We start from the raw sequence: 22,202 nt of genomic DNA on the forward strand, positions 1-22,202 counted from the left end.
ACGCGATGACATCAACAACATAAGTGGGGGGAAGGCACGTCCATGGCCGACATCACACAAGGCAACACAAAGGGCGCACAGACAAATCGCGCCCGTACAGCGGACGAGAACCCGGTAAAACGTTTCTTCCGCGCCACCGAGATCGACACCCGGCTGCTCGGCATGGTCGGCGCGCTCATCATCATCTGGGTCGGCTTCCAGATCATGACCGGCGGGCTGTTCCTGACGCCGCGCAACCTGTGGAACCTGACGGTTCAGACCTCCTCCGTCGCCGTGATGGCGACCGGCATGGTGCTGATCATCGTCACCCGCAACATCGACCTCTCCGTCGGCTCCGTGCTCGGCTTCTGCGGCATGGTCATGGGGGTCATGCAGGCGAAGTTCCTGCCGCAATATCTCGGCCTCGAACACCCGGCCATCTGGATCATCACCCTTCTGAGCGGCATCGCCGTCGGTGCCGCCATCGGCGCGCTGCAGGGCTCGATCGTCGCCTTCCTCAACGTGCCCGCCTTCATCGTCACGCTGGGCGGCCTGCTCGTCTGGCGCGGCGCCACCTGGTTCGTCACCAGCGGCCAGACGGTCGCGCCGATGAACGCCACCTTCCGCCTGATGGGCGGCGGCACTGAAGGCTCGATCGGCGCAACGGCAAGCTGGATCGTCGGCATCCTTGCCTGCATCGCCATCGTCGCCGCCATCCTCAATTCGCGCAAGCAGCGCAAGCGCTTCCGCTTCCCGCTCCGTCCGATCTGGGCGGAGTACTTCCTGGCGATCCTCGGCTGTATCCTGGTTCTCGGCGCGATCGCCGTTGCCAACAGCTACTACTGGCCGACCAACATCGCCCGCAAATATGCCGACGCCAACGGCATCGCCTGGCCGGACGGCGGTCTGCTGATCTCGCACGGCATTGCCATTCCGGTGCTGATGGCGATCGCCGTCGGCATCGTCATGACCTTCATTGCCACCCGCCTGCGTTTCGGCCGCTACGTCTTTGCGCTCGGCGGCAACCCGGAAGCGGCCGAACTCGCCGGCATCAAGACCCGCTGGGTTACCGTCAAGATCTTCACGCTGATGGGCATCCTCTGCGCCATCGCCGCGGCGATCTCGACCGCCCGCCTCAATGCGGCAACCAACGCGCAAGGCGAACTCGACGAGCTCTACACGATTGCTGCAGCAGTCATCGGCGGCACCTCGCTTGCCGGCGGCGTCGGCACGATCGCCGGCGCCATGATCGGCGCGCTCGTCATGCAATCCCTACAGTCGGGCATGGTGCTCTTGGGGATCGACAGTCCGTTCCAGCGCATCGTCGTCGGCGTAGTCCTCGTCGTCGCCGTCTGGCTCGACACCGTCTACCGCGCCCGCGCCAAGTAAGGAGTACGATCCATGAAAGACCAACGCACTCCGCTTGTGGAAATGAAGAACATTTCCATCTCCTTCGGCGGCATTCACGCCGTAGACAACGCCTCCGTCGACCTCTACCCCGGAGAGGTCGTGGCACTGCTCGGCCACAACGGTGCCGGCAAGTCGACGCTGATCAAGATCCTCTCGGGCGCCTACAAGCGCGATGCCGGCGAGATCCTGATCAATGGCGAGGCCGCCGACATCAACAACCCGCGCGACGCCAAGAAATACGGCATCGAGACGATCTACCAGACGCTCGCCGTCGCCGACAATGTCGACGCCGCCGCCAACCTCTATCTCGGCCGTGAGCTGCGCACCCCCTGGGGCACGCTCGACGACGTGGCGATGGAGGCCAAGGCCCGCGAAGTCATGGGGCGCCTCAACCCCAACTTCCAGCGCTTCAAGGAGCCGGTGAAGGCGCTTTCGGGCGGCCAGCGGCAATCGGTGGCGATCGCGCGCGCGATCCTCTTCGACGCCCGCATCCTGATCATGGACGAGCCGACGGCAGCCCTTGGGCCGCAGGAAACCGCCCAGGTCGGCGATCTCATCAAGCAGCTGAAGCGCGAAGGCATCGGCATCTTCCTGATCAGCCACGACATCCACGACGTCTTCGACCTCGCCGACCGCGTGTCGGTCATGAAGAATGGCCAGGTCGTCGGCCAGGCCCGCACCGAGGACGTCACCAAGGACGAGGTGCTCGGCATGATCATCATGGGCAAGGTGCCGCCAAAGGCGATCCCCGGCCCAGGCGCCATGCAGGTGGCGTAAGCCCAGCGTCGCACAAGACCACCCTCTCAATGACGCCGCGCCCCCCGGGCGCGGCGTTTCTATTTGCCCGATGGGGCTCGCCCCGCAGCACGGGCCGGCTCTGTGCCGCGCCCTTCCCCCGCGCTGCCGGCGCGAAAGATCAGCGTCCGGCTCAGCGCATAGTTCACCGAAAAGACCAGGAGCAGCGCCAGCGCCTGGGCAATGACATAGTGCATGACGGCCGATAGCAGCGTGAAGGCGACCGCGTTTATTCCGGCGCCGAAGGTCGACACCGCCAAGAACTTCGGCAACGCCTTCAGGTGCGGTTCGTCGGATCGGAAGGTGAAACGCCGCTGCAGGAAATAGTTGACGACGACGGCAAAGTAGAAAGCGATGGTGGACGCATAGACCGGTTCGAGCCGCGCCGTCTCGACCAGGACGGCGAGCGTAGCCACCTGCAGGCTCGCCGCGATGCAGCCGCAGGCGAAATAGCGAACAAAGCTCATATCCAGAAGGCGTCTCATCCGGTGCCTTTCGCATCGAGCGACATCCAGCGGCTGGCGCATAGATGGTCGCCGCCTGGTCGAAAACAACGTTTTAGTAGCTTTTGCTTATAAGAGCAGCTAGAAATACAGGCAGTAAAGAGCAGACAACCGTATTCATCAAAGCAGCGCCAGGCTCCTTTCGAGGGGCCGGCTTGATAACGGGGCTCGGCCATGTCGCAGCACTTTCAACAGGCCATCCTGGCGCTCGGCGAGGCGATTGCCCATGAACGCGGCGCTACAGATGACAGCCGGGGCGCCCTGGGCGTACGTGCGGCAGAGTTTCTGCTGAAAGTTCATCGTCAGATGCCCGACTATCTGCGCCCGCCCTTCCATAGTCTCGTGCTTCTTTTCAATGCCTGGCCGCTGCTGCGCAGAGGCAAGTTCTTTCATCAGCTTTCGCTCGACGACCGACTGGCCGAACTCGACAAATGGCGGCAATCCCGCCTCGAGTTCCGGCGGCGCTTCGTCGAGTTCCATATGTCATTGGCATTATTCTGTATTTACTCAGACCTTTACGGCCAGGATTACCAGCATGAACCTGCAACCGGAGCACCTGCTAGCCCCTGAGAGGCTTGCCCCCGACATCATCGTCATCGGCTCCGGCCCGGGCGGTGCGGTGACCGCCACCCGTTGCGCGGAGGCGGGCAAGTCCGTGCTGATGATCGAGGAAGGTCCGCATCTGGCGCTCGAGTCTGCGCCGCATTTCTCCCGCGAGGAAATCCTTCAGAAGTACCGCAACGCCGGCATCAACATCGGCTTCGGCGCGACGAAGATCGCCTATGTCGAGGGCTGCTGCGTCGGCGGCGGCAGCGAGATCAACCGCGGCCTCTACCACCGCACGCCGCAAGCGGTGCTCGACCGCTGGCGCCGCGACTATCGGGTCGATGCCCTGACGCTCGAAGAACTGACCCCGCATTTCGACGCCTGCGAGGCAGTAGCCCGGGTCGAATACCTGCCTGGCCCTGCGCCGCAGCTGTCGACACGGCTCGATGAGGGTGCGCAGCGGCTCGGATGGTCTTCCCTCGAAGTGCCGCGCCTCTTTGCCTACGCCGCCGCCGGGGCCGGCGGATCTCCGGGCCGCAAGCAATCGATGTCGGCAACCTTCGTGCCGCGCTTCCTCGACGCCGGCGGTATGCTGCTTGCCGATACCCGACCAAGCTTACCCATGCGAACGGGCAGTGGACGGTGCATGCGCGCAGCAAGGGACCGGCGGGCACGCGCCAGATCGAACTGAAGGCCAAAACCGTCTTCGTTGCCGGCGGCGCGGTGCAGACCCCGTGGCTGCTACGCCGCTCAGGCATCACGCGCCATGTCGGCGACAGCTTGCGCTTCCATCCGATGCTGAAGGTGGTGGCAGTCTTTCCCGACGAACTCAATACCCCTGGCGAACTCGAACCGGTCCACCAGATCAAGGAATTCGACCCGCGCTTCAGCATGGGCTGCTCGATGAGCAAACGGCCGGCGCTGGCGCTGGCCATGGCGGCGCACCCGGAGATGATCGATGCGGTCGATCGGGACTGGCGGCGCATGGCGATCTACTACGTGCAGAGCACCGGCGGATCCGGCAAGGTGAGATCCCTGCCCGGCTTTCGCGATCCCCTGGTGCGCGTCGGCCTTCAACCGTCGGACCTGAAGGAACTGGCCGTCGGCCTTGCACGCCTCGCCGAAGTGCTCTTTGCCGCCGGTGCCCTTGCAGTCTATCCGAGCATTCCGGGCTATCCGGTGCTGAAATCGCTGGCCGATATCGCCAAGCTTCCCGAAACGCTTCCTCCCAAGCAGGCAAACGCCACTGCGCTTCACCTCTTCTCCTCCTGCCCGATGGGCGAGGACGCCGAGAAATGCGCTGCGAGTTCGTTCGGGCGCGTGCATGGCGCCAGCAATCTCTACATCGCCGACGCTTCGCTTCTGTGCGGGCCGACGGTCGTCAATCCACAAGGGACAGTGATGGCCGTCGCGCATCGCAACATCACACGCGCGCTCGAGGATCGGGCGATCTGATCAGAAAACTTCCGCAGACAGGGGCTGGAGGGACATATGCGACATCTCATCACCGGCGGATCGGGCTTCATCGGCAACCTCGCAGCTCGACGGTTGCGCGAACACGGCGACGAGGTGCGGGTGCTCGACCTCTGGGAGGATCGCTCCCGCCCGGCGGATATCGAGTTCGTCAATTGCTCCGTGCTCGACCGCGACGGCGTGCGCGCCGCCATGCGCGACGTCGACGTCGTCCACCACAATGCGGCGCTGGTGGCGCAGACCGATGCGGGGCGCGACTACTGGAACGTCAACGTCGAGGGGACCCGTATCGTCTGCGAGGAAGCCGCAAGAGCGGGCGTCCGGTCGCTGATCCATGTCAGTTCGACCGCCGCCTACGGCATTCCGCCTTCCGGCCCGATCACGGCGACAACCCCGCTTCGCCCGGTGGAGCCCTATGGAAAATCGAAGCGCGCCGGCGAAGAAGTGGCCGAGGCCATCTGCACGGCCGCCGATATGACCCTGATCACCATCCGGCCCCGCGCCACCCTTGGCGGCGGCCGGCTCGGCATCTTCCAGATCCTCTTTGAATGGATCAGCGAAAACCGCGCCGTCTATGTCATCGGATCCGGCAACATCAAGTTCCAGTTCGTCCACGCCCATGATCTCATGGATTTCTACATGCTGGCGCTCAAGGCCGGTCGGAGCGGCACCTACAATGTCGGCACCGACAGCTTCGGCACGCTGCGCCATGACCTGGAGGCCCTGATCCGCTATGCCGGCAGCACATCGAAAGTCCGGAGCCTTCCGACCTCCGCTACCATCAACACGCTGCGGGCGCTGCATTGGCTGAGGGTCTCGCCGCTGGTGCCCTGGCACTACCTCACCTACCACAAGGAATGCTACTTCGACGTCGAGCCCCTGCTTGCCATGGGCTGGCGGCCGAAATACTCCAACGAAGCCATGCTGCAGGAGAGCTACGACTGGTATCGCCAAAGCGCGAAGCTCGCGTCCGCCGTCACCGCAAAGAGCCCGCACCGCGCGCCGCTCAAGCAGGGCGCGCTCTGGCTGCTCAAGATGATATCGTAAGCGAGCGGGGCGCCGGAGCCGGCGCGCCCATCGGCTGCGGCTCCGTCACTGGCCAAAAGATTTCGTCGTCATAGCCGCGGAACGTATCGACGCCGGCAATTGGGCTTGCGCTGCGAATCAGGGCGCGCATGCCGTGGCTCTGCGCCACCGCCCAGTCGCGCTCCACCCGGTCGCCAATCATGATCGCCTGCTCCGCCGGCACCTGCGCACGATTGAGCACATGGGCAAGACCGGCCGGATGCGGCTTCAAAGCGCCGACTTCGGGATCCATGGCGGAGACGACGATGCTGGCGCCAAGGCCAAGCGCCTTCAGTTTCTCCGACGCCGGATAGTCGGACAAAACCGCAATCGTCTTTCCCTGAACCGCAAGGCCGGCAAACACCCGCTCGACGCCGCGGCACCGGCAAGCCGGAAGGAGATCGAGCGGACGCCGTTCGATCCATTCCTCGACCGTCTTCCGGACGCTCTCCGGCGACTGCCCGCACCGCTCCGCAGTCAGTTCGTATTGCCGGGCTGCCACATCGGTCGCCAACGCATCGCCCAGTTCCTCGCGGCAGTCGCGAAAGGCGCGCAGGACGCGGATGGTGCCAAGGCTGCACCTGCGCGCCGCGTCAGCAACAAGCCGCAGCAGCATCCGCGCCCGCAGCCGCCGCTGGTCGTAGAGCGTGCCGTCGAGATCGAACACCACGAGACGCACCCGATCCCAATCCACCGGTCCATTTGGCAAGGCCCCGTTCGGCAGCGTCGAACCGGTCATTGCAGCGACGATATCGGCACGAGGAACGAAGCGGCCAGGAAGTCCAGCACCGGCACGTTGACGAAGCTCGCGAACAGGAAGACGACGATGGTCAAGGTCAGCATGACGTCCAGCCGCCGGGAGTGAAACAGCCTTTCCGGCCGTTGCACCACCGATCCGGGGCGCGTGGCAAGCCAGAGATAGACGGCGAAGAGGCCGCTGATGAACGGAAAGACGAGGATGTATTCCACCCGGTATTTCACCAGGAAAACGCCAAGCAGAAACGCCGTCATCATCGCGTAGACGAAGCAGGAAACGGTGAGGCTCTCCTCGGTGTAGTATTCGAATGACCGCCTATATTTCTTCAGGACGGCGACCCCCGCATTCGCGGCGATGTCGCGATACTCCCCGAGCCGCTTGGCCGCCATCAGGAAGGCGCCGGCCATCCAGTAAGCCGCAAGCACGCTGACCGGCGGCAAGGTCACCTGATCGACGATGGCCCAGCCGAGCAGGAAGCGGATCGGATTGTTGAGGCATTCCGTCAGCACATCGAGATAGGGCTTGTCCTTCGCCCGGATGGGCTCGACGTTGTAGAGGATGCCGGACAGCAGGAAGAGCAGCGACGTGGCGAAGAACAGCTTGCCGACGACCGACGCAAGCAGCAGTCCGATGACGGCAAGCAGCAGATACTCGCCGTAGACGATGCGCGGCTGCATCTCAACGACGACGGCGCGACGCTGCGATTTGGTCGGATGGGCCGCGTCGCGTTCCCGGTCGAGCCACTCGTTTATGACGTAATTGGCCGATGCGATCGAGACGGCGCTCAGAAGCCCCACGGGAATATTGATGACGAGAGCGGCCGGATCAGGCTCGCTGAGGGCACAGGCAAGGATCAGCCCAGGCAGGATGAAGACGTGCTTGGTGACATGGTCGAACCGGGCCAGCGACAGGTAGTCGCTTGCCCTCCCCCGCGGTTGGGGCCCCAACGCCTCGATAGGCGTCGTCTCTTCCGGGTTTGCTGGCATGTCCCTCTCCTTGTCTAGAGACCACGCGCCTGAGTCGGGACGCCTACGGCGCGCCGGTACTTGCCGTCTGGTAGATGCGACCGTCCCTCTCGGAGCGCACGAGCTTCAGCTTGGCGAGTTTGACGAGCTCTTTCTCCGTTACCAGGTAGAACCGCCAGTCGATCGCATCGACGAAGACGACATAGGCATTCTTCTGCGCCATATCCTCGCGAAACCGCTCTAGCTGTACGTCGAGCGAACCCGCGTCACTCTCAAGGCCGGTTCGCCTTTCGCTGTGGGAGGGGATCCAGTCCGTCGAGCGGCGCGTCAGGAAATTGAGCGGGTCGCACGCATTGGTGAAGATGACCGCATCTGCCGGCAACGCCCTGACTGCGCGCACGATCGGCGACGACTTCCAGGCCGTGCTCTGAAACCCCACCCCGTCACGGAAGGCCTCCGCCGTCTGGGCGGTGCTGCGCAGTCCGTGGATGGCGAGAAGGCAGAGCAGGATCAGCGCAAGCGAACGCCGGACGACAGGTGCTGCATCGACGCGACCGCAATAGTCCGCCGCCGCAATTACCAGAACGAAGATGATGGCGACATAGAAGGGAAGCGAGTAGCGCGAATTAAGCTGCAGGTTCGCCTCCACATGCACGGCGAGCACGACGAACAGCAGATAGAAATATCCAAACAGGCCGAAGATGAGGGTCATCAGATCGTGGTCGTCCGGCTGGCGTTCGGGCCAGTTTCGCTTCAGCGTCTGCACCAGAACAACCGTCGCCGCGACAAGCGCGAGAAGCAGCACCGGGATGCGGATCACCTGCGGCACCTGGCTCGGCAGGAGAAAGCTCGCCAGAAGCGACAGCCCGCCTAGCCAGCGATCGGCATCGGCATTGCCATAGAACCAGAGCGCGCGGCCAACCGACCGGCCGACAAGCAGCTTGCTGACGATCACCCAGGCGAGAAAGATACCGGCGCTACCAGCGAACAGGAGGACGACGTCGAGGAGCCTTTGGCGAAGGGATCGCGCCGAATTGTAGAAGAGCGCGATTGTGGCAAAGGCCGCCCCGACCGGAGGCGCCACGAAGCGAGCGAGCATGGCAAGCCCGACGCAGGCAGACGAGGCAAGCAAGGGCCCCCGCCCTTCACCGCGCATATAGCGAATGAAGAAACGGATGGCGAGAAATGTCAGCGCAAGGAACAGCGCCTCCGACATCGCTATCGTGCTCGTCCAGAGGAATGTCGGATTGACGATGATCAAAAGCGTTCCGACGGTCACGAAGAACGGTTGATCCGGTAGCGCCGTCCTGAACAGCGAAAAGACGAGCCAGGTATTGAGTAGATAAAGCAGAAAGGCGATGCCGAGCGCGACATGCTCAAGCGCAAACCCAAGGGATCCCCCGGCACCCAGCATCCACGCGTAAAGCGGCGCGTCATAGGGCGTGCTGACGATCTGCATGTAACGCGTCGAATCCGGTAGGATGCCGATACCGTTCCAGGTGTTCAGCACGAAAAGCACGGCCGCGAGAGCAACAAGAAACATCAACGCGGGATCGGAGCGCAGCCTCTCCAACGCCGGTTCGCCGGTCGTGAGATATCGGTTGACCAAAACTTGCCCCCTCGCCTGAAACAATTACGCGAGCACTGGGTACTGGAGCACTTGGTTACTGGAACGCTTGCTTACTTGAGCACTGGCACTTTAATTTAGAATTATCTTTAATGCAGAATTTATAACGCGCCGCCTTTCGTCGCAAGGACGTTCGCCTGACCAATTCTAGCTACATCGGGTGGGTGATCCCGTCAGATGGGTTGGCCGTCGCCCGGCGCCATTGCCCGAAGCGATGCGCCGCGACCACAACGCAAGCACAGGATGGCGGTTTCTACCACAATCTCTTGCAATGACCATTGAAGCGACGCGCAAGCTAGGCTAAGAACCGCTCACAGCCTGCTTCGGCGGCCCTGCCGCCAACGGATGCACCCGTAGCTCAGCTGGATAGAGTGTTGGATTCCGATTCCAAAGGTCACAGGTTCGAATCCTGTCGGGTGCGCCATTTTACGTCTTGAAATTTTTGATTGATAACGTGCCGTCTTCAAGATGCGAGAAGCGCTGGTTGATGGCAGGCAATCCGTACATGTCCGCGCCCTTCCGATTTTCCTAGACTACCGTTTCGGCCTCGAGTGCCTGCAATTCCCTGAAGGAAGCCATCCACCCCTCGGGAAGGCCGTGTGACGCGTTCACCGGCGTGTCGGGCGCTTCGATATGGATCGCTTGGTTAACCCAGACCAATCCACAATAGACCTTCATGAGATATGCCCGCTTTTGCCAGCGCGAAAGCGGCCACTGAGGATCGGCACCGCAAGCGATCTGCGACACCAGTTCCCCACCGTCCACGCTCTGGTCGACGCGATGAAGCGAACAGCCGAGCAGGCGAGCCTTCGCTTCATAGGCGTCCTCCACGCCTCTCAGCCCCTTGAACGCCGGCAAGGCTGCCGGATGGATGTTGAACGTATCGACGCTATCAAACAGTTCGCTCGAAACCAGACGGTCAAAGAACAGCAGTATATTGTTGACGCGCAGGTCTTGAAGGGCTGCGGCCACCTTGGTGGAAAACAGCTTCCTGTCTCGCTCTTCGATGCGGATGTGCTTCGCGTTGACGCGGCCGGCAACCACCTCCGCCCCACACCCTCTATCAGTGATCACCGTGAAATCGACGCCGTCGTGTCGAACAATGCGAGCCACCTGTTCAAACGCTGCCCCACCAGAAGATACAAGGACGGCGAGTTTCATGTCTTGCGCTCCGTAAATATTTTACCGCCCCGAGGAATGCCCCGACATGGCGCAGCTACCGCGTCGCACGTCTGGTGAGACGCTGAAAGCACTGTAGGTTTTCGAACTGCCACACTTTCCATCCGTGTGGATGCCATGAAAGGACGCATGACGCAGAGGCAGGCAGACGGAAGTATCAGATCACCCCCTGCTTTGAGAAGACTATGGCACTTGCGCTTCAACCGATTGATGCGGCGGCCGCCGTGCTCTGTCGTTCCGCGAAACACAGGGCAACATATTCGTCGACCCATGGGCCAACGAGAAAAGTACCGGGCTGCGCATAGCCACGCCCGCCCGTTGGTGGCTATGCGCCCTGGTCTTCTGTGCTGAACGACGCGCTGATGGCCAACACATGGAGTCCATTCCGCGTTGGCGGAAGCGACCGCCCACGGTCGTTGGAAGCCGCCGCCCGCTCAAGTCGCGTCGCGTTCCGTCCTGAGATTGGAGACGACGCGGCGGTTCTGGACCTTGCAGGAGCGCTCGGTGCAGTCGCGCACCTCGCGGTCGTTGCCGTAGCCTTTGGCCCACAAGCGATTGGGGTCCACACCCTTGGACACCAGATAGGCCATTACCGCATCGGCGCGTTTCTGCGACAGCGTTTCCATCTTGGAAGCGGAGCCGCTGTCGTCGGAGAAGCCCTGTAGCTTGACCAGCCAGCGCGGGTTGCTGTTGAGCCAGATCGCCTGCTTGTCGAGTGTCGCCTTGGCGACGCTGTCGAGTGCGGAGGAATCCTGGGTGAAGTAGGTCCGGCGGCCGACATTGAGGATAAAGTCCTCTTCGGTACCGACCGATACGGTTTCGAAGCCGGGTGCCGGGTCGTCGGTTTTTCCGGTCATCGGCACGGCTGCGGGCTCTTCGACTGCGGCCATCTCGGTGGTGTTGCAGGAAGCAAGCGTCAAGAGAATGGCGGCCGCGGAAAGCAGCCTCGTCAATCCGGTCATAGCGGGCATCGGGTGATATTCCTCATTCGACCGGAGTTGCGACCGGGGTTGCTTGGCTGACCTCGGGGGCCTTTTCGGCGATATGCGGCAGCACCTGCACCGCCGTGCCGATGGGGCAACGCTGGTAAAGGTCGATCGCATCCTCGTTGAACATGCGGATGCAACCGCTGGAGGCATCCTTGCCGATGCTGCCCGGCTCCAGCGTGCCATGGAAGCGGTAGCCGGTATCGACGCCGTCGCGCAGCAGGTACATGGCGCGCGGGCCGAGCGGATTTTTCGGCGAACCGCCCTCGACGAACTCAGGCAGCTCGGGGTGGCGCTCACGCATCTCCGGTGGCGGCGTCCAGCGCGGCCACAGCGATTTCCGGTCGATCGTCGCCCGGCCGTACCATTTGAAACCCTCTTTCCCGACGCCGACGCCGTAGCGGATGGCCGTCTTGTTCTCCATGATCAGGTAGAGAAAGTGGTGCCTGGTATCGACGACGACGGTGCCGATCGGCTCGCTACTGAAATACTTGACGACCTGGCGCTGCCATTTCCTGTCAATGTTGGCGAAATTGGTGCTCCGGTATGTCACGCCGTTGTCCACGGCCGGGCCGGAAAAATAGGCTGTCGCCTTTGCCAGTGCCGGGCTCTGAAGCGCATTGGCGCCAAGCAGCGCCAAACCACCAAGCATAGTCTCCCTGCGGGTCCACACCATCGGCAATATCCCCCGAAAGCCAATTAGCGAGGCTGCAGTAAATCAGATTTTTGAACTGCTACAACAGAAAATTCTCACGCATCGATTCTTTCGCGACGGCCGGACAATAGATTGGATCTTCTCGGCGTTCGTCGCAAACGAACAGGCGGCAGACATCGCCAGCCCACCGCGGACGTGCCTTCGCCCGCCTCGCCGTTGCAATGCTGCGCGGCGCCGGCCGCGGCGTAAGCGCCGGGCGAGCGTCAGCTGCGTTTACCGGCAATATGCGGCGAACTACTTGATATCGCGTGCCTGACCTGACGCCCTGAGCTCCGCGAGCGTCTTTCCAAGGCAACTCCCGCCGGCATCAGAGCCAACCGCCTTGGCCGCGCCGTCCAGCGTGATCGTACCGGCGAAGTTGTCAGAAGCCTGATAGGTTGCGGTTCCATCCGCAGTCACCTTGGACAGATAGAAGGCGTGCTGGGTGCCCTTGTATTCGCAGGCAACGGCAAACGGAAATTGATCGAACAGGACGCCTTCGGCACGTGCCGAGGTACCGAAGGACTGAACGCTGGTCGCAACCAGCAGTACTGCCAGAGACTTGGACATATTCGCAGAGCGTATGCGCACCATCGATCCCCCAACCCAGTTAGATAAAGGTATCCGTCGAGCGCGATGGTGCCGCCTAGCGTGCGCTTTGACAAGCCCGACTGGCAGATTCAAGCACAGCAAATATCGACCAGCGGTTGGCCGCTCCTTCCCGCTTCAAGCGGATGGCGCCAAGGAACAGGCGGCAGGCGTCACGCCAGCGCAAACAAGATCGTTCTGAACGGCCAGTCACGCCGGATGGCTGAAGCGGGCGATCTGCGCGCCCCGCATCAGGTTGCGGAAATTCGCGCCGCTCATGTGCACCAGCGTCCGGTGATCGCCGCCTTCGAAATAGACGTCGCTGACATCGCCGAGGCTTTCGTCTAGCAGCACCGGCACGTCATAGGCCGAACCAACCGGCGGCACGGCGCCGATGTCGCAATCGGCAAAGAGATTGCAGACCTCCTCTTCCGAAGCGAGGCCGAGGCGGCGGTCCATTACGTCCTGCAGGGTCGAGAGTTCGACCCGGTGCGTGCTCGGCACGACGGCGAGCACGTAGCCCATTTCGTGGTGAACGACCACGGATTTGGCAAGCCGGCTGCCCGGCACATGCGCCGCCCGCGCCGTCTGGCTGGTGGTCGCGGTGCGGTGGTGGTCGACGGTGTCATAGGCGACACCCGAACCGTCGATATAGTCCTGAAGTTTTCTGGCGATCGTCATCGTCGACACCCCTTCTCTCTCGTGGTGGCGCGGAGAGGTTATTGTCCTCCCATCCCTCACGAAGTCAACGACGGGCGGCGACGATCCTGTTCGGCAGCAAAGGGAGCGCCTGGTCGCGCGGCGACATTTGCGAGACCGGCAACGGCCAGGCGATCGCGAGCCCCGGATCGAGCGGGTTAAGCCCGCCTTCGGCCTCGGGCGCATAGGGCTTGTCGTGCAGATAAATCAGCTCGCAATCCTCGGTCAGCGTCTGGAACCCGTGGGCAAAACCGCCAGGGATCATCATCGAGCGACCATTGTCCGCACTCAGCACCTCCCCGTGCCATTGCAGATAGGTCGCAGAATCCGGCCGCAGGTCGACCGCCACATCGAAGACAGCGCCGGAAAGGCAGGAGACGAATTTCGCCTCGTCGTGCGGCGCCTGCTGGAAGTGCAGGCCGCGGATCGTGCCTGCTGCCTGCGTCAGGGTATGGTTGATCTGCGCGATCTTTCCATCGCCGCCGAAATCGGCCAGCGCCTCGCGACAAAAGAAGCGCGAGAAGAAACCGCGATCATCGCCCCTGCGTTGCCGCTCGACGACGATGAGACCCGCTATGGGTGTAGAAATTCGATCGAATCGCGACATGGTTCCTTCCGCCAGAGACCAAGGACTACCCGTCTTTTCGCCCTTAAGAAACCGGCCTTGACCGTATTTGCAATTGCCGACATGAAAGCGTTCACAGGAAAGCGTTGCGAATCGGCGAAAGCGCCAGGGATCGCGATTCGCGGTCGAGAGCGTATCCATAGGTTGTATCCGAAGAAGGGCATCAGACAGCAATGGCAGTGGAAGACGATCGTCTCGCATTCGAAGCCCACAAGACCGAAATGGCCCTTGCGCTCGGCAAGGATCAGGGCGCTTTCCAGCAGGCACACGACACTGTGGTAGCGCTCGACAAGTACGACTACTCCTATCTCTGGTCGTTCATGGGCGTGCCGATCATCCAGATGCCGGCCGATGTCATGGCGACCCAGGAGGTCATCTGGAACACCAAGCCAGACATCATCATCGAGACGGGCGTTGCCCGCGGCGGCTCGATGATCTTCATGGCCGCAATGCTGCAACTGATCGGCAAAGGCAAAGTCATCGGCGTCGATATCGATATCCGCGCCCACAATCGTGACTCGATCGAAAACCACCCGATGTCCTCGCGCATCACGCTGATCGAGGGGCCGTCGACGACGGCCGAAACGCTGGCGAGGGTCGCGGCCGAAATCCCAGAGGGTGCTTCGGTCATGGTGGTACTCGACAGCGACCACAGCCGTGATCACGTGCTGGACGAATTGCGGAACTACGGATCTCTGGTGACCGAAGGGCAATATCTCGTGGTCGCCGACACGCTGCTTGGCTATGGCGACGCGTCTCAGACACCTACGAAGCGCTCGAAAATCTGGCATCCGGGCGATGAGCCCTACGCCGCGCTCAACGCCTACCTCAAGGAAACGGATCGCTTCGAAACGGACCCGGTTCTCAACGGCAAGCTTGTGCTTTCGAGCTCCCCCGGAGGCTATCTGAAGTGCGTGCGCAACTAGGAACCGGAGATATCCCAAGCGCGCTGTTCGAGAGTCCTTGCCACGACACGGATGGAGACCTCGACACCATCTTCGCGCCGGACGAGCCCCACGTATGACCGCCGTCGTCATCTCCCAGCCGATGCTTTTTCCCTGGCCGGGCTTTTTCGAACAACTGGCGCTTGCCGACGGCTACATCTACCTCGACGATGCCCAATTCTCGAAAGGCAGCTTCACCAATCGCATCCAACTCCTGAAAGGCAACGATCGTTGCTGGATGACGATACCGCTTGCGGGAAAAGGAAGCTTCCAGAAGATCCAGGACCTTTCGGCGACCGCCGACAACTGGCGCGCCAGCCATCGCTCGTTGCTGCGCCAGTCGCTTGATGGCGCGCCCTACATCGATGACGCGCTGGCAATCTTAGACGAGGTCTACGCCAACGACAGCCTGTGTGATCTTCTGATTGCGAGCACCGAGGTCCCGGCCCGCTATCTCGGCATCGGCTTCGAACGCACCATCCGGCGCTCCCGCGACATGGCTTCGAATGGAACGTCCTGGCAGCGCGTGCTCGACCTGGTGCTTGAGGCGAATGGAACGCGCTATCTGACCGGACACGGCGCTGCCAACTATCTCGATCATCAGGCCTTCGAAGCTGCCGGTGTTTACGTCGAATACATGAATTACAGCTGCACGCCGTGGCCCCAGCCCCGCGAAACCTTCACGCCTTATGTTTCCGTCCTGGACCTCATTGCGCGCACTGGGCCCGATGCGCGCAAGCATTTGTTACCAAAAACCATTTCGTGGCGGGAATTCCTGAAGGAGGAAGCAAGCGTATCATGAAGAACGGCACCATCATTTCCGAAAGCGCGCGCCAGGAATTCGAGACCAAGGGTTATCACGTCGTACCCGGCTTCTACGACATTCAGTCAGAGATTGCCCCGATCCACGAAGGCATCCGCCAGACCCTCGAACTGATCTGCAACAAGTACGGCGTCGACGCCCCGACCGACACGGCGCACGAGGCGATGACGATCGCCTATCGCAAGCTCATTGCGGTCAACCGCTCTTGGGGCGGTGAAGTCTATGATGCGATAAAGCAGATCCCTGCCTTTATGCGGCTCGTCAGCTCGGCTGCCAACGACGAGGTCTTTAAGGCACTTCGGCCCGGCAGCATCCCGGGCATCGCAGCTGGCGGCTACGGCATGCGCATCGACAATCCCGGCGAAGAAAAGTTCCGCGCGCAGTGGCATCAAGAATTCCCCTCGCAACTGCGCAGTGTCGACGGCATCGTTTTCTGGACGCCGCTTTTGCCGGTCACCGAAGACATGGGCCCGGTCCAGATTGCCGAGGGGTCGCAGGCCGAAGGTCTCGTTCCGGTCTATGAAGACGACGCCGGCGCTGGCAAGACCGGCGCCTATGCGTTGCATCTTCACAAGGGTGAAGAGCGGCTTGCCCGCTACAAACAGGTCGCTCCCTTGAGCAGGCCCGGCGATCTGATCCTGATGGACTTCCTGACCTTGCATCAGTCGGGTCACAACGTTTCGCAGACGCCGCGGTGGAGCATCCAGTTCCGCTATTTCAACTACGCCGACCCGCTCGGCATCCGCATCGGCTGGAAGGGCTCGTTCGCCGCAGGCGTAAAGTTCGCCGAGGTTCTGCCGGAGCTGGTTGCACCGCAGGGAGAATTGGCATGACGAACTGCCGTGTGTGCGGCGGCCACATTGGCGCACCGACCTACGACGTGCCCGCGCCGGCGCTGACCTCGATCATGACGCTGCTCGACGTACCGACACGCGTCTTCGTCTGCGGCGCTTGTGGACATGCGCAAAGCGACGATATTCCCGATATCCAAGCCTTCTACGACACCGGCTACCGGATCTCGCTGACCAGCGAAAATCATGATCAGATCTTCGCGGTCGCAACCGATGGCACGATCACCTATCGCACCGATCACCAGGCCGCACTGGCGCTGCGGTTGCTCGATCTGCCCGAGGGCGCCTCAATCCTCGACTATGGTGCAGCAAAGGCAGTGACACTGCGCAAGATGGTTGCGAACCGCAGCGACTTGCGTCCGCACGTCTTCGACGTCAGTGCCGATTATGCGGCCGCCTGGCAGGGCTGGGTGCCGGAAGCGGCCCAGGCCACCTACGCCGCGCCCGAAGGCTGGCAGAACAAGTTCGACGCCGTCATGAGCCACTTCGTCATCGAGCACGTGGCCGATCCCGTCGGCTTCATGCGCGACGTGCGCAACCTCCTGCGGCCGGGCGGCAGCTTCCTGTTTTCCATGCCCGATGTCGCCGGCAACCCGGGCGACATGGCCGTCGCCGATCACGTCAACCATTTCAGCGAAGCCTCGCTCGCCCATGCCCTGGCAAGCGTCGGGTTCGAACTGCAGGTGATTGACTCGACCTCGTTCCCTGGCGCCTTCTTCGTCGTTGCAAAGCGCGCGGAAGCGACCGTCGAGGCCGCCCACACGTCGAAATCCGCCGCCGATGCGGCCAAGGAAGCCCGCGACATCTGCGCCTTCTGGGATCGGGCGTCGGAAACGCTCGCGGGCGGGGCAGATCGCTACGCCAAGCGCAAGGTCGCGATCTACGGCGCCGGTTTCTACGGAAGCTGGATCTACTGCCGGATCGGCCAGGCCGTCGATGTCGTGGCATTCCTCGACCGCAACGAGAACATGAAGGGCGCCACCCATTTCGGCATCCCGGTGCTTTCGCCTGAGGACCTGCCAGCGGAAGCCGAAGCACTGTTCATCGGTCTCAACCCGCTGAAGGCCCGCGCTGCGATTGCCGCGCAACCCTGGCTGCAGCGGCCTGGGCTCGACCACGTCTGGCTCTGACAAGAGCACACAGCAAGAAGCCGGAGCGGGACGAAAACTCGACAAAATCCCGCCCGGCATCCACGCCTCTTTCGAACTCCCGGTTCTCACCAAGCGCTCCCCATGAAACCCCGCATCCTCTACACCAAACCTTCGATCACCGACCGTGAAGTGACCTATGCGACCGATGCGGCGGCCAATGGCTGGGGCGAGCGCTGCTACGACTACATCAACCGCTTCGAGGCGGCCTTCGCCGCGCATCTCGGCACGACGCACGCGATCTCGACATCGAGTTGCACCGGCGCGCTGCACATGGGGCTTGCCGCACTCGGCGTCGGCCCCGGCGACGAAGTGATCCTTGCGGACACCAACTGGACGGCGTCTGCCGCGCCGATCGTTCACCTCGGCGCAAAACCGGTCTTCGTCGACGTGCTTGCTGATAGCTGGTGCATCGATCCGGAAAAGGTCGAAGCGGCAATCACGCCAAGAACCAAGGCGATCCTTGCGGTTCACATCTACGGCAATCTCTGCGACATGGACCGGCTGCTTGAGATCGGCGCCCGGCACGGCATTCCTGTTGTCGAGGATGCGGCCGAAGCGCTCGGGTCCGAGTGGCATGGACGCAAGGCCGGGTCGCTCGGCGCCTTCGGCGCCTTTTCCTTCCACGGCACCAAGACGGTCACGACCGGCGAAGGCGGCATGTTCGTCACCAGCGATGCGAAGCTCCATGAAAAGGTGTTGACGCTCTCCAATCACGGCCGCGCCCGCGGGCAAAAAAAGCAGTTCTGGCCGGACGAGATCGGTTTCAAATACAAGATGTCGAACCTGCAGGCCGCCGTCGGCCTCGCGCAGATCGAGCGCGTCGGCGAGCTGGTCGATCGCAAGCGAGAAATCTTCTACGCCTATCGCGAGCAGCTTGCAGGCGTGAACGCCATTGCCATGAACCCAGAGCCGGAGGGAACGAAGAACGGCTTCTGGATGCCAACCGTCGTCTTTGCGCCGGAAACCGGCGTCACCCGGGAGGCTCTGCAGAACGCCTTTGCGGCCGAGAACATCGACGCCCGTGTCTTTTTCTGGCCGCTGAGTTCGTTGCCGCCCTTCGACGAGGTGCCAGCGAACACCGTGGCCTATGACCTGCCCGGCCGCGCGATCAACCTGCCGAGCTATCACGACATGACATCCGACGAGATCGGCCGCGTGGTCGAGGTCCTGCGGGGCTGCCTCGCCGCCTGAGAGCAGGCGCGCGCAGACCACCTCCGCGCAAGGTCGCCAGGATATTAGGACTTTGCAATGCGCCATGCCGAGTGGCCGGCGCAAATACGGGGCGGTCGCATGAAAATCGTCATTCTCGCCGGTGGCTACGGCACGCGGATCTCGGAGGAGAGCCATCTCCGGCCAAAACCGATGATCGAAATCGGCGGGCGGCCGATTCTCTGGCACATCATGAAGATCTACAGCCACTACGGCTTCTCGGATTTCGTGATCTGCCTCGGCTATCGCGGCTACATGATCAAGGAATACTTCGCCAACTACGTGCTGCATTCCTCCGACGTCACCTATTGCATGGCGACGGGTGAAACCCTGTTCCATTCGAACAAGGCCGAGCCCTGGCGCGTGACGCTCGTCGATACCGGAACGGACTCCATGACCGGCGGGCGCCTGAAACGCGTGGCCGACCATCTCGGCGATACGTTCTGCCTCACCTATGGCGACGGCGTTGCCGACATCGATATCAAGGCGCTGACCGACTTCCACCGCCATCACGGCCGCCAGGCGACGGTCACCAGCGTGGTCCCGCCCGGCCGATATGGCGCGCTTGCTGTCAGCGACGGGCGGGTCAGAAGCTTCATCGAAAAGCCGGCAGGCGACAACGGTCACATCAATGGTGGCTTCTTCGTCCTCAACCGTTCGGTGCTCGATCGCATCGAAGGCGATCAGACGCCGTTCGAAGCGGAGCCTCTGGAAGGTCTCGCCGCAGACGGCCAGTTGATGGCCTTCGAACACGCCGGTTTCTGGCGCCCGATGGATACGTTGCGCGACAAGAACCAGCTCGAAGACCTCTGGCAGAGCGGAGCGGCCCCCTGGAAAGTCTGGGCATGAGCAGGCTTGCGGACCCGTCCTTCTGGGCCGGAAAACGGGTGATGCTGACTGGTCACTCCGGCTTCAAGGGAAGCTGGGCCCGCCTGTGGCTGACACAAATGGGCGCTGAGGTGACCGGATACGGCCTGTCACCGGCGGCCACCCGCTCGCTGCACGCACTGCTCGGATCGGAATCGGCCACCAACGAACATTTCGCCGACATCCGCGACGGCGACACGCTCGCATCCGCCGTCCGCGCTTGCGACCCGCAGATCGTCCTTCACATGGCGGCCCAGCCTCTGGTTCGCGAAAGCTACCGGACGCCGGTCGAAACCTTCGACGTCAACGTCATGGGCACGGCGCGCCTGCTGGAGGCAACTCGCGCAGCCCCTGCCCTCAAGACCGTCCTTGTCGTCACCACCGACAAGGTCTACCGCAACGACGAAAGCGGCCGGCATTTTCCGGAAGACGCCGTGCTTGGCGGCCATGATCCTTATTCCGGTTCGAAGGCCGCCTGCGAGCTGGTCGTTTCGACCTGGCGGGATTCCTATCTGCGTGAGCGCGGCATAAGGGTGGCAACCGCCCGTGGCGGCAACGTGCTCGGCGGCGGCGATTTTTCCGCGGACCGGCTGGTTCCGGATATCGTTCGCGCTGCCCTTACGGGCGAGACGCTGGACATCCGGAGCCCGATGGCGACACGTCCCTGGCAGCACGTGCTCGACTGCCTCAACGGATACTTCGTCTATGCCGAGGCGCTTCATGGCGGCCAGACCGATGTGGCGGCGCTGAATTTCGGCCCGGCTCCGGACGAGCGACAGATCCCAGTTCGGGACGTTGCCGCCGCCATCCAGACCGCGATGGGCTTGCCCACGCAATGGCGTGACGCGTCATCCGAGGACCAGCCGCACGAAATGAAGTCGCTCGGCCTCGATCCGGCGCTTGCCGGACGGACGTTGTCATGGGCAACCCGTCTATCGCAGGACGAGGCGATCGCCTGGACCGCCCACTGGTATGACGGCTGGCGCCGCGGCGCTGACGCCCGTGATCTGACACTCAGCCAAATCGACGCATTCATGAGAGGCTAACGACTTCGATGTCCCACAACTGCCGTTTCTGCTCGACACCGCTCAAGACCGTCGTTGCCGACCTGGGCTCCACGCCCTGGTCCAATTCCTTTCTCGAACCGACGAAGGAAGCCATCGCCCGCGAGCGATCGTTTCCGCTGAAGGCGATGGTCTGCTCCGAGTGCCTGCTGGTGCAGACGACGGAAAACGTGCCGGCCGATGAAATCTTCACCGACGGCTACGCCTACCTCTCTTCCTTCTCCACAAGCTGGCTCGAACACGCACGCCGCTACGCCGAGAGCATGACCGAACGCTTCGCGCTCGATGACAATTCGCAGGTCGTCGAGATCGCCTCGAACGACGGCTATCTGCTGCAGTATTTCGTTGCCAAGGGCATCCCGGCGCTCGGCATCGAACCGGCCGCCAATGCCGCGCGACTGGCCGAGGAGCGGCAGGTCCCGACCGAGGTCGCCTTCTTCGGACGGGAGACGGCAACCGAACTCGTCAAGCGCGGCATTCGCGCCGATCTCACGGCGGCCAACAACGTGCTCGCCCATGTGCCCGATATCGCCGACTTCGTCGGCGGCTTCGCCATCCTGCTGAAGCCCGATGGCGTTGCGACGTTCGAGTTCCCACATTTGCTGCGTCTGATGGAAGGCGTGCAATTCGACACGATCTACCACGAGCACTATTCCTATCTGTCGCTGGCGGCCGTCGAACGCATCTTCGAAAGCTCAGGCCTCAAGGTCTTCGACGTCGAGGAACTGCCGACCCATGGCGGTTCGCTGCGCGTCTATGCGCAGCTGAGGTCCGGCGTGCGCGAGACCACGCTGGAACTCGAGCGGTTGCGAGCGACTGAGGCGCTTGCCGGGCTGATGCGGATGGAGACCTACACGGCATTCGACGACCGCATCGCCGCCGTCTGCAAGGATTTTCAGAACTTCCTGGCGAACGCCAAGGCGGAGGGAAAAACCGTAGCCGCCTATGGCGCCGCTGCGAAAGGCAACACGTTCCTCAATGTCTGCGGGCTGTCGCCCAGCGAAATCGCCTTTGCCGTGGACCGCAATGACCTGAAGCAGGGCAAGCTCCTGCCCGGTACCCATATTCCGGTGCACGCGCCGACGGTCATCGAGGATGCAAAGCCCGATTATCTCGTCATCCTGCCCTGGAACCTGAAGACCGAGATCGTCGCCGACAACGAGGCGATCCGCGACTGGGGCGGCCGCTTCGTCGTCGCCATTCCGAAGCTGAGCGTCTTCTAATCCTAGACGCCAGGAAGTGTGGACAGTCCTCAACCAGACCGCGTTGAGCCGCCCAAAATCGACTTTATTGATCGCCTTAGGTCGCTTTGCCGTAAATTCGGTGACTTTGCCGTAAATTCGGCACGATCTAAGTGAACGTCAGGGTTGGCGTGGGTATTGACGGTTGAAAAAAATGCACC

General features: G+C 62.4%; 24 protein-coding genes and 1 tRNA gene. 15 read left to right on the forward strand and 10 right to left on the reverse strand.

Going from position 1 to position 22,202, the window contains the following annotated elements:
- Positions 1–42 precede the first annotated feature (42 nt).
- Both FA04_RS12680 and FA04_RS12685 read left to right on the forward strand, forming a co-directional pair.
- A complete protein-coding gene (locus FA04_RS12680) occupies positions 43–1,368 on the forward strand; it encodes a sugar ABC transporter permease (RefSeq protein ID WP_034793924.1) in 1,326 nt (441 codons plus the stop codon).
- A gap of 12 nt (positions 1,369–1,380) precedes the next feature.
- Positions 1,381–2,166: an ATP-binding cassette domain-containing protein gene (locus FA04_RS12685; protein ID WP_034793927.1), complete on the forward strand. Its 786-nt coding sequence runs from the start codon at positions 1,381–1,383 to the stop codon at positions 2,164–2,166.
- A 59-nt stretch (positions 2,167–2,225) separates the two neighbouring features.
- On the opposite strand, the gene FA04_RS12690 is transcribed toward FA04_RS12685, so the two are convergent.
- Entirely contained in the window at positions 2,226–2,669 is a 444-nt protein-coding gene (locus FA04_RS12690) for a GtrA family protein (RefSeq protein ID WP_051659298.1), read from the reverse strand.
- A gap of 192 nt (positions 2,670–2,861) precedes the next feature.
- Here FA04_RS12690 and FA04_RS35145 point away from each other — a divergent pair, with 192 nt between their 5' ends.
- The 4 genes from FA04_RS35145 to FA04_RS12705 are packed head-to-tail and all read left to right on the forward strand — an operon-like array spanning position 2,862 to position 5,753.
- The gene (locus tag FA04_RS35145) at positions 2,862–3,257 is read left to right on the forward strand and encodes a hypothetical protein (protein WP_060605073.1); all 396 of its coding nucleotides are present in this window, start codon (positions 2,862–2,864) and stop codon (positions 3,255–3,257) included.
- Complete coding sequence (locus tag FA04_RS35800; RefSeq protein ID WP_208870269.1) at positions 3,223–3,924, forward strand: GMC family oxidoreductase N-terminal domain-containing protein; 702 nt, start codon at positions 3,223–3,225, stop codon at positions 3,922–3,924. Before FA04_RS35145 ends, FA04_RS35800 begins: the two co-directional genes overlap by 35 nt.
- Positions 3,876–4,688, forward strand: coding sequence for a GMC oxidoreductase (locus tag FA04_RS36295; protein ID WP_208870270.1), 813 nt, complete (start codon positions 3,876–3,878; stop codon positions 4,686–4,688). The genes FA04_RS35800 and FA04_RS36295 overlap by 49 nt, the downstream gene beginning before the upstream one ends.
- A gap of 36 nt (positions 4,689–4,724) precedes the next feature.
- Positions 4,725–5,753, forward strand: coding sequence for an NAD-dependent epimerase/dehydratase family protein (locus FA04_RS12705; protein ID WP_034793933.1), 1,029 nt, complete (start codon positions 4,725–4,727; stop codon positions 5,751–5,753).
- Here the strand turns inward: FA04_RS12705 and FA04_RS12710 are convergent.
- The 3 genes from FA04_RS12710 to FA04_RS12720 are packed head-to-tail and all read right to left on the reverse strand — an operon-like array spanning position 5,737 to position 9,036.
- The gene (locus tag FA04_RS12710) at positions 5,737–6,510 is read right to left on the reverse strand and encodes an HAD family hydrolase (RefSeq protein WP_051659299.1); all 774 of its coding nucleotides are present in this window, start codon (positions 6,508–6,510) and stop codon (positions 5,737–5,739) included. The two genes, FA04_RS12705 and FA04_RS12710, sit on opposite strands and share 17 nt — an antisense overlap.
- Positions 6,507–7,514 (reverse strand): UbiA family prenyltransferase, encoded by a 1,008-nt coding sequence (locus FA04_RS12715; protein WP_051659300.1) that lies wholly within the window; start codon positions 7,512–7,514, stop codon positions 6,507–6,509. Before FA04_RS12715 ends, FA04_RS12710 begins: the two co-directional genes overlap by 4 nt.
- Before the next feature lie 43 nt (positions 7,515–7,557).
- Positions 7,558–9,036: an ArnT family glycosyltransferase gene (locus FA04_RS12720; protein ID WP_134886360.1), complete on the reverse strand. Its 1,479-nt coding sequence runs from the start codon at positions 9,034–9,036 to the stop codon at positions 7,558–7,560.
- Positions 9,037–9,467: 431 nt separating this feature from the next.
- Between FA04_RS12720 and FA04_RS12725 the strand changes: the two genes are divergently transcribed.
- Positions 9,468–9,544 (forward strand) — tRNA-Arg (locus tag FA04_RS12725).
- Between the two features lie 104 nt (positions 9,545–9,648).
- Here FA04_RS12725 and FA04_RS12730 read toward each other — a convergent pair.
- From FA04_RS12730 to FA04_RS12755, 6 genes are all read right to left on the reverse strand, one after another.
- Entirely contained in the window at positions 9,649–10,281 is a 633-nt protein-coding gene (locus FA04_RS12730; RefSeq protein WP_082566324.1) for a formyltransferase family protein, read from the reverse strand.
- Positions 10,282–10,733: 452 nt separating this feature from the next.
- Positions 10,734–11,270 carry an OmpA family protein gene (locus tag FA04_RS12735; RefSeq protein ID WP_034793945.1) on the reverse strand — a complete coding sequence of 179 codons (537 nt, stop codon included), beginning with the start codon at positions 11,268–11,270 and terminating at the stop codon, positions 10,734–10,736.
- 13 nt (positions 11,271–11,283) lie between these two features.
- Complete coding sequence (locus FA04_RS12740) at positions 11,284–11,961, reverse strand: L,D-transpeptidase (protein WP_034793947.1); 678 nt, start codon at positions 11,959–11,961, stop codon at positions 11,284–11,286.
- 273 nt (positions 11,962–12,234) lie between these two features.
- Positions 12,235–12,549: a hypothetical protein gene (locus FA04_RS12745; protein WP_051659302.1), complete on the reverse strand. Its 315-nt coding sequence runs from the start codon at positions 12,547–12,549 to the stop codon at positions 12,235–12,237.
- A 228-nt stretch (positions 12,550–12,777) separates the two neighbouring features.
- Complete coding sequence (locus FA04_RS12750; RefSeq protein WP_034794215.1) at positions 12,778–13,248, reverse strand: aminoacyl-tRNA deacylase; 471 nt, start codon at positions 13,246–13,248, stop codon at positions 12,778–12,780.
- 64 nt (positions 13,249–13,312) lie between these two features.
- Positions 13,313–13,873: a dTDP-4-dehydrorhamnose 3,5-epimerase family protein gene (locus FA04_RS12755; RefSeq protein ID WP_034794218.1), complete on the reverse strand. Its 561-nt coding sequence runs from the start codon at positions 13,871–13,873 to the stop codon at positions 13,313–13,315.
- A gap of 191 nt (positions 13,874–14,064) precedes the next feature.
- Here FA04_RS12755 and FA04_RS12760 point away from each other — a divergent pair, with 191 nt between their 5' ends.
- The 8 genes from FA04_RS12760 (at position 14,065) to FA04_RS12795 (ending at position 22,023) form a co-directional block, all read left to right on the forward strand.
- On the forward strand, positions 14,065–14,817 hold the full coding sequence (locus FA04_RS12760; protein WP_034793950.1) for a cephalosporin hydroxylase family protein: 753 nt from the start codon (positions 14,065–14,067) through the stop codon (positions 14,815–14,817).
- Positions 14,818–14,911: 94 nt separating this feature from the next.
- Positions 14,912–15,637 carry a WbqC family protein gene (locus FA04_RS12765; protein WP_034793960.1) on the forward strand — a complete coding sequence of 242 codons (726 nt, stop codon included), beginning with the start codon at positions 14,912–14,914 and terminating at the stop codon, positions 15,635–15,637.
- On the forward strand, positions 15,634–16,491 hold the full coding sequence (locus FA04_RS12770) for a phytanoyl-CoA dioxygenase family protein (protein ID WP_034793962.1): 858 nt from the start codon (positions 15,634–15,636) through the stop codon (positions 16,489–16,491). The genes FA04_RS12765 and FA04_RS12770 overlap by 4 nt, the downstream gene beginning before the upstream one ends.
- On the forward strand, positions 16,488–17,639 hold the full coding sequence (locus FA04_RS12775) for a class I SAM-dependent methyltransferase (RefSeq protein ID WP_034793964.1): 1,152 nt from the start codon (positions 16,488–16,490) through the stop codon (positions 17,637–17,639). Before FA04_RS12770 ends, FA04_RS12775 begins: the two co-directional genes overlap by 4 nt.
- A 102-nt stretch (positions 17,640–17,741) precedes the next feature.
- Positions 17,742–18,851 (forward strand): DegT/DnrJ/EryC1/StrS family aminotransferase, encoded by a 1,110-nt coding sequence (locus FA04_RS12780; RefSeq protein WP_034793966.1) that lies wholly within the window; start codon positions 17,742–17,744, stop codon positions 18,849–18,851.
- 99 nt (positions 18,852–18,950) lie between these two features.
- The gene (gene rfbF, locus FA04_RS12785; RefSeq protein WP_034793969.1) at positions 18,951–19,718 is read left to right on the forward strand and encodes a glucose-1-phosphate cytidylyltransferase; all 768 of its coding nucleotides are present in this window, start codon (positions 18,951–18,953) and stop codon (positions 19,716–19,718) included.
- On the forward strand, positions 19,715–20,782 hold the full coding sequence (rfbG, locus tag FA04_RS12790; protein WP_034793972.1) for a CDP-glucose 4,6-dehydratase: 1,068 nt from the start codon (positions 19,715–19,717) through the stop codon (positions 20,780–20,782). The genes rfbF and rfbG overlap by 4 nt, the downstream gene beginning before the upstream one ends.
- 8 nt (positions 20,783–20,790) lie before the next feature.
- A complete protein-coding gene (locus tag FA04_RS12795) occupies positions 20,791–22,023 on the forward strand; it encodes a class I SAM-dependent methyltransferase (protein WP_034793975.1) in 1,233 nt (410 codons plus the stop codon).
- Positions 22,024–22,202 lie beyond the last annotated feature (179 nt).

Origin of the sequence: Ensifer adhaerens (genome assembly GCF_000697965.2) — a bacterium.
Classification (GTDB): domain Bacteria; phylum Pseudomonadota; class Alphaproteobacteria; order Rhizobiales; family Rhizobiaceae; genus Ensifer; species Ensifer adhaerens.

Bases quoted from the DNA above. Each gene is read 5' to 3' on its own strand.
- FA04_RS35800 (WP_208870269.1), top strand. From the start codon at position 3,223: ATGAACCTGCAACCGGAGCACCTGCTAGCCCCTGAGAGGCTTGCCCCC.
- FA04_RS12770 (WP_034793962.1), top strand. From the start codon at position 15,634: ATGAAGAACGGCACCATCATTTCCGAAAGCGCGCGCCAGGAATTCGAG.
- FA04_RS12775 (WP_034793964.1), top strand. From the start codon at position 16,488: ATGACGAACTGCCGTGTGTGCGGCGGCCACATTGGCGCACCGACCTAC.
- FA04_RS12710 (WP_051659299.1), bottom strand. From the start codon at position 6,510: ATGACCGGTTCGACGCTGCCGAACGGGGCCTTGCCAAATGGACCGGTG.
- FA04_RS12690 (WP_051659298.1), bottom strand. From the start codon at position 2,669: ATGAGACGCCTTCTGGATATGAGCTTTGTTCGCTATTTCGCCTGCGGC.
- FA04_RS12740 (WP_034793947.1), bottom strand. From the start codon at position 11,961: ATGGTGTGGACCCGCAGGGAGACTATGCTTGGTGGTTTGGCGCTGCTT.
- FA04_RS12765 (WP_034793960.1), top strand. From the start codon at position 14,912: ATGACCGCCGTCGTCATCTCCCAGCCGATGCTTTTTCCCTGGCCGGGC.
- FA04_RS12745 (WP_051659302.1), bottom strand. From the start codon at position 12,549: ATGTCCAAGTCTCTGGCAGTACTGCTGGTTGCGACCAGCGTTCAGTCC.
- FA04_RS12705 (WP_034793933.1), top strand. From the start codon at position 4,725: ATGCGACATCTCATCACCGGCGGATCGGGCTTCATCGGCAACCTCGCA.
- FA04_RS12760 (WP_034793950.1), top strand. From the start codon at position 14,065: ATGGCAGTGGAAGACGATCGTCTCGCATTCGAAGCCCACAAGACCGAA.
- FA04_RS35145 (WP_060605073.1), top strand. From the start codon at position 2,862: ATGTCGCAGCACTTTCAACAGGCCATCCTGGCGCTCGGCGAGGCGATT.
- FA04_RS12680 (WP_034793924.1), top strand. From the start codon at position 43: ATGGCCGACATCACACAAGGCAACACAAAGGGCGCACAGACAAATCGC.
- FA04_RS12795 (WP_034793975.1), top strand. From the start codon at position 20,791: ATGTCCCACAACTGCCGTTTCTGCTCGACACCGCTCAAGACCGTCGTT.
- FA04_RS12730 (WP_082566324.1), bottom strand. From the start codon at position 10,281: ATGAAACTCGCCGTCCTTGTATCTTCTGGTGGGGCAGCGTTTGAACAG.
- rfbG (WP_034793972.1), top strand. From the start codon at position 19,715: ATGAGCAGGCTTGCGGACCCGTCCTTCTGGGCCGGAAAACGGGTGATG.
- FA04_RS12715 (WP_051659300.1), bottom strand. From the start codon at position 7,514: ATGCCAGCAAACCCGGAAGAGACGACGCCTATCGAGGCGTTGGGGCCC.
- FA04_RS12780 (WP_034793966.1), top strand. From the start codon at position 17,742: ATGAAACCCCGCATCCTCTACACCAAACCTTCGATCACCGACCGTGAA.
- FA04_RS12720 (WP_134886360.1), bottom strand. From the start codon at position 9,036: ATGTTTCTTGTTGCTCTCGCGGCCGTGCTTTTCGTGCTGAACACCTGG.
- FA04_RS12735 (WP_034793945.1), bottom strand. From the start codon at position 11,270: ATGCCCGCTATGACCGGATTGACGAGGCTGCTTTCCGCGGCCGCCATT.
- FA04_RS12685 (WP_034793927.1), top strand. From the start codon at position 1,381: ATGAAAGACCAACGCACTCCGCTTGTGGAAATGAAGAACATTTCCATC.
- FA04_RS12750 (WP_034794215.1), bottom strand. From the start codon at position 13,248: ATGACGATCGCCAGAAAACTTCAGGACTATATCGACGGTTCGGGTGTC.
- rfbF (WP_034793969.1), top strand. From the start codon at position 18,951: ATGAAAATCGTCATTCTCGCCGGTGGCTACGGCACGCGGATCTCGGAG.
- FA04_RS12755 (WP_034794218.1), bottom strand. From the start codon at position 13,873: ATGTCGCGATTCGATCGAATTTCTACACCCATAGCGGGTCTCATCGTC.